12 protein-coding genes are annotated in these 13329 nt (G+C 63.3%); 6 read left to right on the top strand and 6 right to left on the bottom strand.

Going from position 1 to position 13329, the window contains the following annotated elements; translation table 11 throughout:
- Positions 1–2 precede the first annotated feature (2 nt).
- The 3 genes from LOY45_RS23480 to exaC form a co-directional block, all read right to left on the bottom strand.
- Positions 3–1397, bottom strand: a complete 1395-nt coding sequence (locus tag LOY45_RS23480; protein ID WP_115085139.1) for an ethanolamine ammonia-lyase subunit EutB — start codon at positions 1395–1397, stop codon at positions 3–5.
- Between the two features lie 51 nt (positions 1398–1448).
- Positions 1449–2897 carry an ethanolamine permease gene (gene eat, locus LOY45_RS23475; protein ID WP_115085140.1) on the bottom strand — a complete coding sequence of 483 codons (1449 nt, stop codon included), beginning with the start codon at positions 2895–2897 and terminating at the stop codon, positions 1449–1451.
- Positions 2898–3007: 110 nt separating this feature from the next.
- A complete protein-coding gene (gene exaC / locus LOY45_RS23470; protein WP_115085141.1) occupies positions 3008–4528 on the bottom strand; it encodes an acetaldehyde dehydrogenase ExaC in 1521 nt (506 codons plus the stop codon).
- Positions 4529–4794: 266 nt separating this feature from the next.
- Between exaC and LOY45_RS23465 the strand changes: the two genes are divergently transcribed.
- The 4 genes from LOY45_RS23465 (at position 4795) to LOY45_RS23450 (ending at position 9043) form a co-directional block, all read left to right on the top strand.
- A complete protein-coding gene (locus LOY45_RS23465) occupies positions 4795–6717 on the top strand; it encodes a sigma-54-dependent Fis family transcriptional regulator (protein ID WP_134061316.1) in 1923 nt (640 codons plus the stop codon).
- A gap of 66 nt (positions 6718–6783) precedes the next feature.
- Positions 6784–8133, top strand: coding sequence for a UDP-N-acetylmuramate:L-alanyl-gamma-D-glutamyl-meso-diaminopimelate ligase (gene mpl / locus LOY45_RS23460; RefSeq protein WP_010222881.1), 1350 nt, complete (start codon positions 6784–6786; stop codon positions 8131–8133).
- Entirely contained in the window at positions 8130–8759 is a 630-nt protein-coding gene (gene ubiX / locus LOY45_RS23455; protein ID WP_115085144.1) for a flavin prenyltransferase UbiX, read from the top strand. Before mpl ends, ubiX begins: the two co-directional genes overlap by 4 nt.
- A complete protein-coding gene (locus LOY45_RS23450; RefSeq protein ID WP_115085145.1) occupies positions 8756–9043 on the top strand; it encodes a YceK/YidQ family lipoprotein in 288 nt (95 codons plus the stop codon). The genes ubiX and LOY45_RS23450 overlap by 4 nt, the downstream gene beginning before the upstream one ends.
- Positions 9044–9144: 101 nt before the next feature.
- Here the strand turns inward: LOY45_RS23450 and LOY45_RS23445 are convergent, their stop codons facing one another.
- From LOY45_RS23445 to LOY45_RS23435, 3 genes are all read right to left on the bottom strand, one after another.
- Positions 9145–9786: an oxidoreductase gene (locus tag LOY45_RS23445; RefSeq protein ID WP_115085146.1), complete on the bottom strand. Its 642-nt coding sequence runs from the start codon at positions 9784–9786 to the stop codon at positions 9145–9147.
- A 26-nt stretch (positions 9787–9812) separates the two neighbouring features.
- Positions 9813–11546 (bottom strand): C13 family peptidase, encoded by a 1734-nt coding sequence (locus LOY45_RS23440; protein ID WP_115085147.1) that lies wholly within the window; start codon positions 11544–11546, stop codon positions 9813–9815.
- A gap of 88 nt (positions 11547–11634) precedes the next feature.
- Positions 11635–12090, bottom strand: coding sequence for a MaoC family dehydratase (locus LOY45_RS23435; protein ID WP_115085148.1), 456 nt, complete (start codon positions 12088–12090; stop codon positions 11635–11637).
- A gap of 157 nt (positions 12091–12247) precedes the next feature.
- Here LOY45_RS23435 and LOY45_RS23430 point away from each other — a divergent pair, with 157 nt between their 5' ends.
- Positions 12248–12610 carry a CidA/LrgA family protein gene (locus LOY45_RS23430; RefSeq protein ID WP_115085149.1) on the top strand — a complete coding sequence of 121 codons (363 nt, stop codon included), beginning with the start codon at positions 12248–12250 and terminating at the stop codon, positions 12608–12610.
- Positions 12607–13323, top strand: a complete 717-nt coding sequence (locus LOY45_RS23425) for an LrgB family protein (RefSeq protein WP_115085150.1) — start codon at positions 12607–12609, stop codon at positions 13321–13323. The genes LOY45_RS23430 and LOY45_RS23425 overlap by 4 nt, the downstream gene beginning before the upstream one ends.
- Positions 13324–13329 lie beyond the last annotated feature (6 nt).

Genomic DNA, 13329 nt, shown 5'->3' with positions numbered 1-13329 from the left:
GCTTATCCCAGTTGCGCCAGGGCCTGGCGGAAGGCCGGTGGCAGGTTGTCACCGAAACGCACCCGGCCGTCGGCCTGGGTGAAGATGCCCATGCGCGCCAGCCAACCCTCGAACTCCGGCGCAGGTTTCAGGCCCAGGGTTTGCCGGGCGTAGAGCGCATCGTGGAACGAGGTGGTCTGGTAGTTGAGCATGATGTCGTCGGAGCCGGGGATGCCCATGATGAAGTTGATTCCGGCAACACCCAGCAGGGTCAGGAGCATGTCCATGTCGTCCTGGTCGGCTTCGGCATGGTTGGTGTAGCAGATGTCGCAACCCATGGGCACGCCGAGCAGCTTGCCGCAGAAGTGATCCTCAAGGCCGGCGCGGATGATCTGTTTGCCGTTGTACAGGTACTCGGGGCCGATGAAGCCGACCACGGTATTGACCAGGAACGGCTTGAAGTGCCGGGCCACGGCGTAGGCGCGGGTTTCGCAGGTCTGCTGGTCGACGCCATGGTGGGCATTGGCCGACAGGGCGCTGCCCTGGCCGGTCTCGAAGTACATCAGGTTCTGCCCGAGGGTGCCGCGGTTGAGGCTCAGGCCGGCGTCGTAGCCCTCCTTGAGCACATTGAGGTTGATGCCGAAGCTGGCGTTGGCCGCTTCAGTGCCGGCGATCGACTGGAACACCAGGTCCAGCGGTACGCCACGGTTGATCGCCTCAATCGAGGTGGTGACGTGGGTGAGCACGCAGGCCTGGGTCGGGATGTCATAGCGCTGGATGATGGCGTCGAGCATTTCCAGCAGCGCGCAGATCGAGGCGATGCTGTCGGTGGCCGGGTTGATGCCGATCATGGCATCGCCGTTGCCGTAGAGCAGGCCGTCGAGGATGCTCGCGGCAATGCCGGCCGGCTCGTCGGTGGGGTGGTTGGGCTGCAGGCGGGTCGACAGGCGCCCGCGCAGGCCCATGGTGCCGCGAAAGCGGGTGACCACGCGGATCTTCTGCGCCACCAGCACCAGGTCCTGCACACGCATGATCTTTGAGACCGCCGCGGCCATTTCCGGGGTCAGGCCCGGGGCGAGGGCGCGCAGGCTGTCTTCGTCGGCGGCCTCGCTGAGCAGCCAGTCGCGCAGACCGCCGACGGTCAGGTGGCTGACGGCGGCGAAGGCATTGGCATCATGGGTGTCGATGATCAGCCGGGTGACTTCATCGTCTTCGTAAGGGATCAGTGCTTCAGTCAGAAAGTGCTTGAGCGGGATATCGGCCAGGGCCATCTGCGCCGCCACCCGTTCGCCATCGTTGCTGGCGGCGACACCGGCGAGAAAGTCCCCCGAGCGCGCCGGGCTGGCTTTGGCCATGACTTCTTTCAGGCTGTCGAAACGGTAGGTCTGGTTGCCTGCCGTGTGTACAAAACTTGCCATACAGAATCTCCAGAACGCCGCAGGGCTGGCCTGCGGCGTAGGTGGCGTTGATCAGTGCAGGGCCTCTTCGGCCTTCTGGATCGCGGCGAATTCTTCTTCCGGGGTCCCGGCGACCAGGTGGTGCCGGCTGTAGAAAGCAAAGTAGGCAATCAATACCGCATAAATCACTGCGGCGCCAATCACTACCCGTGGGTCGACCAGGAAACCCGCCACCACGGCGATGCAGGCCAGCACCAGGGCCACGCCCGAAGTGAAGACACCGCCAGGGGTACGATAAGGACGCTCCATTTTCGGCCGGCGGATGCGCAAGGTGATGTGCGCAGCCATCATCAGTACATAAGACAGCGTAGCGCCGAACACCGCGACCAGGATCAGCAGGTCACCCTGGCCGGTCAGCGACAGGGCGAAGCCGATGATCCCGGGGATTACCAGGGCCAGCACCGGGGCCTTGCTCTTGTTGGTTTCCGACAACTTGCGCGGCAGGTAGCCGGCACGCGACAAGGCAAAGATCTGCCGCGAATAGGCGTAGATGATCGAGAAGAAGCTGGCGATCAGGCCGGCCAGGCCCACCAGGTTGACGAAGCCGCCCATCCAGGTCGATCCGCCGTAGGCTTTCGACAGCGCTTCAACCAGCGGGTTGCCGGAGGCTTTCAGCGCTTCGGCGCCGGCGCCGCCAGGGCCGACCACAAGGATCAGCAGGGCGAAGGCCAGCAATACCAGCATGGCGCCGATCAGGCCGCGGGGCAGGTCGCGTTTGGGGTTCTTGGTTTCTTCGGCGGCCAGCGGCACGCCTTCGACGGCGAGGAAGAACCAAATGGCGTAAGGGATCGCCGCCCACACCCCGACATAGCCGAACGGCAGGAAGCTGCTGGCGCCGACAGCGTCGGTCTGGGCGATATCGAACAGGTTGTTGACGTCGAAGTGCGGGACCATCGCCACCAGGAACACGCCCAGGGCAATGGCAGCCACGGCGGTGATGATGAACATCAGCTTGAGCGCTTCACCGACACCGAAGATGTGGATACCGATGAAGATGATGTAGAAGGCCAGGTAGATCATCCAGCCGCCGATGCCGAACAGTGACTGGCAATAGGCGCCGATGAACACGGCAATGGCCGCCGGGGCAATCGCGTATTCGATGAGGATCGCCGTACCGGTAAGAAACCCGCCCCAGGGCCCGAATGCGCTGCGGGCAAAGCCGTAGCCGCCACCGGCGGTGGGGATCATCGACGACAGTTCAGCCAGCGAGAAACACATGCACAGGTACATGGTCGCCATCAGCAAGGTGGCGAGGAACATGCCACCCCAGCCACCCTGGGCCAGGCCGAAGTTCCAGCCGGCGTAGTCGCCGGAAATCACGTAGGCGACGCCCAGGCCCACCAGCAAAACCCAGCCGGCGGCGCCCTTTTTCAGTTCACGTTGTTGGAAGTAATCGGAGCCGACCTTTTCGAAGTCGACAGAAGAGCCTGCCGGCACGCTGCCGGTATGATCGCTTGGCATAGGGTTCACCTGTTCTTTTTATCAATACCGGCGGGTGCCGGTTTGTCTGGTGATGGTCTTGCAGGAAGCGAGCCAGAGCGGCCCCGGGTCGGGACCGCCCTGTTGCCCGTTTAGAAGAAGCCCAGCGGGTTGATGTCGTAGCTGACCAGCAGGTTCTTGGTTTGCTGGTAGTGGTCGAGCATCATTTTGTGGGTCTCACGGCCGACGCCGGACTTCTTGTAGCCACCGAACGCGGCGTGGGCCGGGTACAGGTGGTAGCAGTTGGTCCATACGCGGCCGGCCTTGATGCCGCGGCCCATGCGGTAGGCGCGGTTGATGTCGCGGGTCCAGACACCGGCGCCGAGGCCGAACTCGGTGTCGTTGGCAATCGCCAGGGCTTCGGCTTCGTCCTTGAAGGTGGTGATGCTCACCACTGGCCCGAAGATTTCTTCCTGGAACACGCGCATCTTGTTGGTGCCCTTGAGCAGGGTCGGCTGGATGTAGTAACCGGTCGACAGGCTGCCTTCGAGTTTTTCCACTTTGCCGCCGGTGAGCAGCTCGGCGCCTTCCTTCTCGGCGATTTCCAGGTACGAGAGGATCTTGTCGAACTGTTGCTCGGAGGCCTGGGCGCCGACCATGGTGTCGGTGTCCAGCGGGTCGCCGCGCTTGATCTGCTTGATCTTCTTCATCACCTCTTGCATGAACGCCGGGTAGATCGATTCCTGCACCAGCGCGCGGGATGGGCAGGTGCACACTTCGCCCTGGTTGAAGAACGCCAGCACCAGGCCTTCAGCCGCTTTTTCGATGAAGCTCTGTTCGGCCTGCATGATGTCTTCGAAGAAGATGTTCGGCGACTTGCCGCCCAGCTCGACGGTGGACGGGATGATGTTCTCGGCGGCGCATTTCATGATGTGCGAGCCGACCGGGGTGGAGCCGGTGAAGGCGATCTTGGCGATGCGCTTGCTGGTGGCCAAGGCTTCACCGGCTTCACGGCCGTAGCCTTGCACCACGTTGAGCACGCCGGGTGGCAGCAGGTCGCCGATCACTTCCAGCAGCACCGTGATGCCCAGCGGGGTTTGCTCGGCGGGCTTGAGTACCACGCAGTTGCCGGCAGCCAGGGCCGGGGCGAGTTTCCACGCGGCCATCAGGATCGGGAAGTTCCACGGGATGATCTGCCCGACCACGCCCAGCGGTTCATGGATATGGTAGGCCACGGTGTTGCCGTCGATCTCGGCGGCGCTGCCTTCCTGGGCGCGCAGGCAGCCGGCGAAGTAGCGGAAATGGTCGGCAGCCAGCGGGATGTCGGCGTTGAGGGTTTCGCGCACAGCCTTGCCGTTGTCCCAGGTTTCGGTGATGGCCAGCAGTTCGAGGTTCTGTTCGATACGGTCGGCGATTTTCAGCAGGATCAGCGAGCGTGCCTGCACCGACGTTGCGCCCCAGGCATCTGCGGCGGCATGGGCGGCATCCAGGGCTTTTTCGATGTCTTCGGCAGAGGAGCGGGGGAATTCAGCAATCAGTTGGCCGTTCACCGGCGAGGTGTTTTCGAAGTACTGGCCTTTGACTGGAGCGACGAACTCGCCACCGATGTAGTTCCCGTAACGGCTCTTGAAGGAAACCTTGGCGCCTTCGGTACCGGGATGTGCATAACGCATGGTGTGTCTCCTGGCTATTGTGCTTGTTGGGGAGGATGTAAAGCATAGAGCAAGGGTTGGGCCAGTGTGGCCGGGCCCAGTTAAATCAAGGGCTTGGTAGGTTTTTGCGGGGGCGCAGGCGAGGGGCTGTAGCGGCTGCGGTACAGCCTGGGTGACACTTTGTACCGTTACTGACACAAAGCGTGACCCTACGGTCAAGCCAGCATTGCATTGCGCCGACGGGTGGAGGATGCTGGGCCTATCTCGTCTGCGGAGAACAATAAAAAGTGCAGAGCAATCACCTCAGCCGGCACGCCCGGCAAGTACTCACCGTGACCCAGGGCAAGGCCCTGGCCCAGGGCCCCGGTAGCGACCCGTCGATCGCCCGTTCCTGGCTGCGTTGCCTCGAGGACTATCACCTGGACCCGGCCCAGAGCATGGCGCCGACCGTGCTCGAACACGGCCGCGTGCTGGAAAGCCGCGAGCGCTTGCAACAGGTGCTGCAAATCGCCGGCAACGAGATGAACAGCCTGCACCAGCAACTTTCCGGCGCCGGCCATGCCGTGCTGCTCACCGACGCCCGTGGGGTGATCCTCAACTGCGTCACCGCGCCCAGCGAGCGACGCATTTTCGAACGCGCCGGGCTGTGGCTCGGTGCCGACTGGAGCGAGGCGCGCGAAGGCACCAATGGCATCGGTACCTGCCTGGTCGAACGTCAGGCGGTGACCATTCATCAGGATGAGCACTTTCGTGGCCGCCATACCGGGCTGACCTGCTCGGCCAGCCCGGTGTTCGACCCGCACGGTGAATTGCTGGCGGTGCTCGATGTGTCGTCGGCGCGGGCTGATGTATCGCGCCAGAGCCAGTTTCACACCATGGCGCTGGTCAACCTCTCGGCGAAGATGATCGAGAGCAGTTACTTCCTGCGTTATTTCGACAACCAGTTCCTCCTGCGCTTTCATCTGCAGGCCGAATCGGTCGGGATGTTCAGTGAAGGGCTGCTGGCTTTTGATGGCGACGGGCGAATCTGTGCGGTCAACCAGAGCGCCTTGAACCTGTTGGGCACCATCCGCGGTGGTGTGCTCGGCAAGCCTGTGGATATGTTCTTCGATTGCGCCCAGGACGAGCTGTTCAGCCGCGCCACCGCCCAGGCCAACACCAGCTGGCCGCTGCGCACCCGGGATGGCCGCGTGTTGTTCGCCAGTGTGCGCGGGCAGGTGCGTTCGGTGGTGCCTGCGGCGGCGCCCTTTGTTGCTCCGGCCAAAACCGCGCAGCCCGGTGGCATCTGCCTGGTCGATCCGGCCCTGCAGAACGACTTTCGCCGCGCCGTACGCGTGTTCGAGCGCGATGTGCCGTTGCTGCTCAGCGGCGAGACCGGCTGCGGCAAGGAGGCTTTCGCCAAAGCCGTGCACCAGGCCAGTCAACGCAGCAGCAAGGCGTTTGTCGCTCTCAACTGTGCGTCGATCCCTGAAAGCCTGATCGAGAGCGAACTGTTCGGTTATCGCGGCGGCAGCTTTACCGGCGCGCGCAAGGAAGGCATGCGCGGCAAGTTGCAGCAGGCCGATGGCGGCACGCTGCTGCTGGACGAGATCGGCGACATGCCACTGGCTCTGCAGACCCGTTTGCTACGGGTACTGGAAGACCGCATGGTGGTGCCCATCGGTGGCGAGCCACAAGCGGTCAACGTGCGCATCATCAGCGCCAGCCACCGCAACCTGCTGGAGCGGGTCGAGGATGGCAGTTTCCGGGAAGACCTTTACTACCGCCTCAACGGCCTGGAAATCGACCTGCCGGCCTTGCGCGAGCGTAGCGACAAATCCCAGCTGCTCGATTTCATCCTGGCTGAAGAGGCCGGCGAGCAAACGGTTGCCCTTGAGCCTTCGGCGCGCCGGGCGTTGCTCGACTTCAACTGGCCGGGCAACGTGCGCCAGTTGCGTAACGTCCTGCGCACCTTGGTGGCCCTGTGCGAAGACGGGCGCATCGAGTTTGCCGACCTGCCAGCCGTGGTGCGCCAGGCACCGGTCCTTATCAAAAGCAATCCGCCTGTGGATAACCCCGCTCCGCCGCTGGACAGCGCCGAACGCAATGCCTTGCTGACGGTGCTGGAGCAACAACGCTGGCACATGACCCATGTCGCGGCGCAGTTGGGGGTCAGCCGCAATACCTTGTATCGAAAACTTCGCAAACACGGCATCGCCCGGGACGCCTGAGCGAAACACAGGATGCGATTTGTCGCGCCCTAGGCTACCCTGCCTCGACGTTTTGCGAGGTCGATCATGCACATTCATATTCTCGGTATTTGCGGCACTTTCATGGGTTCGCTGGCCGTCCTGGCCAAGGAGCTGGGCCATCGGGTCACCGGCTCCGATGCCAACGTCTACCCACCGATGAGCACTCAGCTTCAAGCCCAGGGCATCGAACTGACCCAGGGCTATGACGCCGCCCAGCTGGACCCGGCACCGGACCTGGTGGTGATCGGCAACGCCCTGTCGCGGGGCAACCCGGCAGTGGAATACGTGTTGAACAAGGGCCTGCCGTATGTGTCGGGGCCTCAGTGGCTGGCCGACCATGTGCTGCAAGGCCGCTGGGTGCTGGCGGTTGCCGGTACCCATGGCAAGACCACCACCAGCAGCATGCTCGCCTGGGTGCTGGAGCACGCCGGCATGAGCCCGGGCTTTTTGATCGGCGGCGTGCCGCAGAATTTCTCGGTATCGGCACGTTTGGGCGGCACGCCGTTCTTCGTGGTCGAGGCCGATGAGTACGACAGCGCCTTCTTCGACAAACGTTCGAAGTTCGTTCATTACCGCCCACGCACCGCGATCCTCAACAACCTTGAGTTCGATCATGCGGATATCTTCCCTGACCTGGCAGCGATCGAGCGGCAGTTCCACCACTTGGTGCGGACCATTCCGAGCGAAGGGCTGGTGATTCATCCGACCACCGAGCCTGCTCTGGAGCGGGTGATCAAGATGGGTTGCTGGACGCCGGTGCAGACCACCGGTGAGGGCGGGCAGTGGCAGGTCAAGCTGCTCAGCGCCGATGGTTCGCGTTTCGAGGTCAGCTTCGAGGGCGAAACCCAGGGCGTGGTCGAGTGGGAGCTGACCGGTCAGCACAACGTCGCCAACGCCCTGGCCACCCTGGCGGCCGCGCGTCATGTTGGTGTAGTGCCAGCTATGGGCATTGCCGCGTTGAGCGCTTTCAAGAGCGTCAAACGCCGTATGGAAAAGGTCGCTGAAGTGCAAGGCGTGACCATCTATGATGATTTCGCCCACCACCCGACCGCCATCGCCACCACTCTGGACGGCCTGCGCAAGCGCATCGGCGATGCGCCGCTGATTGCCGTGATCGAGCCGCGTTCCAATTCGATGAAACTCGGTGCCCACCGCGATGGCCTGCCGGAAAGCGTCAACGATGCCGACCAGGTGATCTGGTACGCACCGCCGAACCTGGGCTGGGACCTGGCCGCCACCGCTGCCGAATGCAAGGTACCCGCTGTGGTCGCCGACAGCCTTGAAGCCATCATCGAACGGGTCAAGAGCCAGGCCAAGCCCGGCACCCAGGTGGTGATCATGAGCAACGGCGGCTTCGGCGGCCTGCACGGCAAGTTGGCCGAGGCCCTGAAATGAGCGGGCCGGAACGCATCACCCTGGCCATGACCGGGGCTTCGGGGGCGCAGTATGGGCTGCGCCTGCTCGATTGCCTGGTGCGCGAAGACCGCGAGGTGCATTTTCTGATCTCCAAGGCCGCGCAACTGGTGATGGCCACCGAGACTGATGTGTTGCTGCCGGCCAAACCGCAAGCCATGCAAGCCTTCCTCACCGAATACACCGGCGCTGCGGCCGGGCAGATTCGCGTGTATGGCAAGGAAGACTGGATGTCGCCAGTGGCCTCGGGCTCCGGCGCGCCGGCGGCGATGGTGGTGGTGCCGTGCTCTACCGGTACCTTGTCGGCGATCGCCACCGGCGCCTGCAACAACCTCATCGAGCGGGCTGCGGATGTCACCTTGAAGGAGCGTCGGCAGCTGATCCTGGTGCCGCGTGAAGCGCCATTCTCGACCATCCACCTGGAGAACATGCTCAAGCTGTCGAACATGGGCGCGGTGATCCTGCCGGCGGCGCCGGGCTTTTATCATCAGCCGCAGACCATCGATGACCTGATCGACTTCGTTGTCGCGCGGATTCTCAACCTGCTGAACATTCCCCAGGACATGCTGCCACGTTGGGGCGAGCATCATTTCGGCGCGGATGAATGAAGCGACTGCTTGGCGTGATGACGCTGTGCTTGGTGGCTAGCGGTTGCGCCAGCGTGCGCACCCTGGACGCGGCCAAGCCGGGTGCGCCGCTGGTGTATGCCGGTACGCGCCTGGATCTGTATGCCATGCAGGGTGGCTGTTGCGCCATGGACCGCTTCGGTGCCGAGGCGCCGAAGTATCCCGGGCTGGATCTGCCGGGCAGTGCCTTGCTCGATACCTTGCTGTTGCCGCTGTCGGTATTGACCGCGCTGGGGGTTGGGTTTCAGGCGACTGGCGGGTTGTAGCGGCTGGCCTCATCGCCGGCAACGCGGGCTCCCACAGGGAGAATGTAGCTCCTTGTGGGAGCTGGCCTTGCCAGCGATGGGCTGCAAAGCAGCCCCAGGTTCTACTTGCCCAGCCTGCGCAACTCATCGGACTCGACAATCCGAATCCCGTCCTGCTCTTCCAGCGCCAGACGCCACAGTGCCCGGGCCAGCTGGCATGCCTCGATCCCTCGATACTTGCCCGGAATCAGCTTGGACAGTGGCCCGGCCAGCCTCTCCGACAGCCGCGGTTCGACGCGATCGCCCAGCAGCAGCGAAGGCCGGGCAATGGTCAGTTGCGGCCAGTCCTGGGCTTTCAATGCGGCCTCCATTTCGCCTTTGACCCGGTTGTAGAAGATCGGCGATCTACGGTCGGCACCCAGGGCGCTGACCACCAGCAAATGCCGCGCGCCCATCTCCCGGGCGCGTTTGCCGAAGGCGACGACCATGTCCAGGTCGACTGCGCGAAAGGCCGGCTCCGATCCGGCCTGCTTGATGGTGGTGCCCAGGCAGCAGAAGGCGATGTCGACGCGGCCTGCCAGTTGTGGGAGGAACACCGCCGGGTCACCCACCGGGTTTTCCAGGTGTGGGTGTTCGGCCAGTGGACGACGGGTTGGGGCCAATACGCGGCTGACGGTGGGCTCGTTGAGCAGCCGATCAAGTAAGTGTTCACCGGTAAGACCGGTGGCTCCGGCAAGCAGGATATGCTGAGGCGTCAAGTACATGATGTCTCTCCCTTGATACAGTCAGCTTAGTGGTTACCGGCATTTTTTGCATGCTCGGCCTGTTGCTTGCCCGTATCACTTTGCAGGGCTTTGCGCGCTTGTTGCTGGCGCAGGCGCTGCCAGTGATCGAGTACGCCTTTGGGCGCCCAGATCTGTGGTTCGGAGGCATCGAAACCTTCGATCGCCTCGCGCTCCGAGACGGCGGCCCTGGCTCGTTCAAAGGCCTGTTGCAGGTCATCGGTCTGGTTCAAGGCCTGGGCAAACAGCGCGTCGCCGAAGTAGGTGAAGTCCGCCTCTTCCGAGCAGCCGAACGACACCCGGTCGGCGCGCGAAGCGGTCATGATCAGGGTCCTGTCGTCCTTGAGCGGAGCGATATAGCCCCCTGAATAACAGGCCGAGATGACAATGATCTTGTCGCGGTCTTTTAATGGCGCCAGGGTGGCAGCCAGGGCATCGGCGGGCAGGTCGGCCAGTTGCAGGCGCGGTTGGTCGAGCACCAGTTCATGCTCATGGCTGCCGTGGCTGGTCAGATAGATGAACACCAGGTCTTCCGGGCCGCTGCGCTCTGCCAAAGTGCGCACGGCGCGGGCGAGGTTCTCGCGGGTGGCCATGGGCCGGTCGGCGAGGTGGTCGCGGTGGTTGACCAGGCTGACCTGGCCGACCGCGCCGAAGCGGCTCTTGAGCATGTTGCTGACGTAGTCGGCTTCACGCAGGAATACGCTCTGCTTGCCATCGCCACCCAGAGCCAGGCTGTAGAGTTCGATTTGTGCGGTCGAAGCCGGCACCTTGGTCAGCGCTTGGTCAAGCAGGCTGCCCTGGTTGAGCAGTGCCAGTTCCAGCGGGTCGGGCAGCAGCTTGCCATGCTCGTCGCGCACTCGCTGGCCATTGAGCCACAGGCCGCTTTCGCTGCGCCCGTCGACCAGGGTCAGGCGGCCATTGCCCTGGTAGGTGTCGTTCTCGAAGCCGCCGACATAGACACTGCCGTCAGGCAACTGCAGGCGGCCGTTACCGGAAAAGCGCCAGTCGCTGAAATTACCTTTGTAGTGGCTGCCGTCACTGCCGATCAGTTCGCCCTTGCCGCTGAGCGAGCCGTCCTTGAACTGACCGATCCACACGTCGCCGTCGGCGTTTTCATAACGACCCCGCCCTTCCAGGCGGTTGTCGTGAAAGGCGCCGATGTACTGATCGCCTTCGGCGCTGTTGAAGGTGCCGCTGCCTTCGAGCTGGCCGTTGACGAAATGGCCGCTGAACTGGTTGCCGCTGGCATCGCTGCGAATGCCTTCGCCGTTGGGCTTGCCCCGGGCGAACAGGCCCTGGTACTGGCTGCCGTCAGCCAGTTCAAGGTGGCCGGCGCCGTTGTACTGGTCGTCCTTGAACTGGCCACGGTAGAGCAGGCCGGGTTCTTTCAGGGTGCCTTCGCCATCACGGCGGCCAAGCTTGAAGCCGCCGGTGTAGCTGCTACCCGGCGTCTTCAGGGTGCCCAGGCCGTGGAACAGGCCCTGCTGGAACTGGCCCCGGTAGACCTCGCCATTGCTGCCGTGCCATTCACCCTGGCCGTGCCATTGGCCATTGAGGAAGTTGCCTTCATACCAGCTGCCATTGGGGTAGTCGATGCGCCCGGCACCTTGCAACAGACCATCGACCACCTCGCCTCGATAGCGGCCGCCATCGGGCAGGCGCGCATCGGGTGGCGACAACGGCTCGCCGTCACCGCAAGCGGCCAGTAGCAGGGTCAGGGCAAGAGGAACGAGTGGGCGCATGGCGGGGTCCGGACGAGTGAGGCCCCGAGTATGCCGCAGAATGCGGCGGGTGAAACAGTCGCCAGGACGGTTTCACCCATTGCCTGGCTCAGACGAAGCAGAGCGACAGCGGTTCGGCAATGTAGGCAGGTTTTTCCTGGCCTTCGATTTCCAGGGTGGCGGTGACCTTGAGCAGCCATTGCCCGGGCTTCTTCTCGGTGGCGTCAGTCAGGTCGACCTTGAGCCGCACCTTGCTGTCGACCTTCACCGGCTGGATGAAACGCACGCTGTCCAGGCCATAGTTGACAGCCATCTTCAGGCCTTCAGGCACAACCAGAATGCCTTCCATCAACTTGGGAATCAGCGACAGGGTGAGAAAACCGTGAGCGATGGTGCTGCCAAATGGCGTTTTTGCCGCCTTGTCCGGGTCGACGTGGATGAACTGGAAGTCGCCGGTGGCCTCGGCGAACAGGTTGATGCGTTGTTGATCGATGGTCAGCCATTCGGAACGTCCAAGTTCCTTTCCAACGTACTGCGAAAGCTCTGCAACAGGTACATAGGGCATTGTGACTCTCCAGATTGTCTTTGGTTTCTTATGACTTCGGCAGATTCGAAGACCTAAGATCAGCACGCCTGCAGGGTGCGGTCAAGTCGGCGAATATCGGCTTATAAGCCGGTCGTTAGCGTGCTTATAATGGCCGCCGGGCTTCAAGGAGATGCTTATGCTGTTGCGTGGTTTGACCTGGCTGGTGCTGTTCCAGTTGTTCGGGACGGCGATCAATCACCTGTTCGTGCCGATCCTTCCGGGGCCGATCATCGGTCTGCTGTTGCTGCTGGTGTTCCTGATGCTGCGCGGCGAAGTGGGCGCGCCCCTGAGCGAGGCGGCCAACAGTCTGCTGCGCTACCTGCCTCTCTTGCTGGTACCGCCGGCGGTGGGGGTGATGGTCTATGCCGCGGATATTGCCGCGGACTTCTGGGCCATCGTCGGCGCCCTGGTGCTGTCGGCGTTGCTCACCCTGGTGTTTGTCGGTGTGCTGATGCACAAGCTGATGGCCCGCCAGGGCACCCACAAGGAGCAGCCATGAGCCTGGACTGGAGCGGCGCCGTCGACGCCGTCATTCACCATCCGCTGTTCGGCATCGGCATCACCCTGGGCGCCTATCAACTGGTGCTGGCTGCCTATGAGAAGACCCGCTGGATCTTCCTGCAACCGGTGCTGGTGTCGATGCTGGTGGTCATTGGCGTACTGCTCACCTGTGGCCTGACCTACAGCGAGTACCGTAAAAGCACCGAGATCATGAACATCCTCCTGGGCCCGGCGACCGTGGCTCTGGCGGTACCGCTCTACCTCAACCTTCGGCGCATTCGCCAGCTGTTCTGGCCGACTTTTACTACGCTGGTAATCGGAGGGGTGTTCGCCACCGGCGCCTGCCTGTTGCTGGGCTGGTGGTTCGGCGCCGAGCACATGATCCTGATGACCATGGCGCCAAAATCGGTGACTTCGCCGATTGCCATGTTGGTGGCCGAGCAGATTGGCGGCGTGGCCGCGCTGGCGGCGGTGTTCGTACTGATCACCGGGGTGATCGGGGCGATTTTCGGTCCGGCGCTGCTGTCGCGCTGTGGCGTGCACAGCCCCGAGGCGCGGGGCATGGCCCTCGGCGTTACCGCGCATGCGGTGGGCACTTCGGTGGCGCTGCAGGAAAGTGAAGAATGCGGGGCCTTCGCGGCCCTGGCGATGAGCCTGATGGGGGTTGCCACGGCGGTGTTCCTGCCCCTGGCGGTTAGCCTGGTTGCTTGAGGAGTT

The sequence above is a fragment of the Pseudomonas wadenswilerensis genome, assembly GCF_024749185.1.
GTDB classification, from domain to species: domain Bacteria; phylum Pseudomonadota; class Gammaproteobacteria; order Pseudomonadales; family Pseudomonadaceae; genus Aquipseudomonas; species Aquipseudomonas wadenswilerensis.
Note: the sequence above shows the minus strand (reverse complement) of the source record. Positions and strands in the feature narration are given on the sequence as shown.

What these genes read in the sequence shown, in the direction of transcription:
- LOY45_RS23480 (WP_115085139.1), bottom strand. Translation starts at nt 1,397, where the DNA reads ATGGCAAGTTTTGTACACACGGCAGGCAACCAGACCTACCGTTTCGAC.
- eat (WP_115085140.1), bottom strand. Translation starts at nt 2,897, where the DNA reads ATGCCAAGCGATCATACCGGCAGCGTGCCGGCAGGCTCTTCTGTCGAC.
- exaC (WP_115085141.1), bottom strand. Translation starts at nt 4,528, where the DNA reads ATGCGTTATGCACATCCCGGTACCGAAGGCGCCAAGGTTTCCTTCAAG.
- mpl (WP_010222881.1), top strand. Translation starts at nt 6,784, where the DNA reads ATGCACATTCATATTCTCGGTATTTGCGGCACTTTCATGGGTTCGCTG.
- ubiX (WP_115085144.1), top strand. Translation starts at nt 8,130, where the DNA reads ATGAGCGGGCCGGAACGCATCACCCTGGCCATGACCGGGGCTTCGGGG.
- LOY45_RS23450 (WP_115085145.1), top strand. Translation starts at nt 8,756, where the DNA reads ATGAAGCGACTGCTTGGCGTGATGACGCTGTGCTTGGTGGCTAGCGGT.
- LOY45_RS23445 (WP_115085146.1), bottom strand. Translation starts at nt 9,786, where the DNA reads ATGTACTTGACGCCTCAGCATATCCTGCTTGCCGGAGCCACCGGTCTT.
- LOY45_RS23440 (WP_115085147.1), bottom strand. Translation starts at nt 11,546, where the DNA reads ATGCGCCCACTCGTTCCTCTTGCCCTGACCCTGCTACTGGCCGCTTGC.
- LOY45_RS23435 (WP_115085148.1), bottom strand. Translation starts at nt 12,090, where the DNA reads ATGCCCTATGTACCTGTTGCAGAGCTTTCGCAGTACGTTGGAAAGGAA.
- LOY45_RS23430 (WP_115085149.1), top strand. Translation starts at nt 12,248, where the DNA reads ATGCTGTTGCGTGGTTTGACCTGGCTGGTGCTGTTCCAGTTGTTCGGG.
- LOY45_RS23425 (WP_115085150.1), top strand. Translation starts at nt 12,607, where the DNA reads ATGAGCCTGGACTGGAGCGGCGCCGTCGACGCCGTCATTCACCATCCG.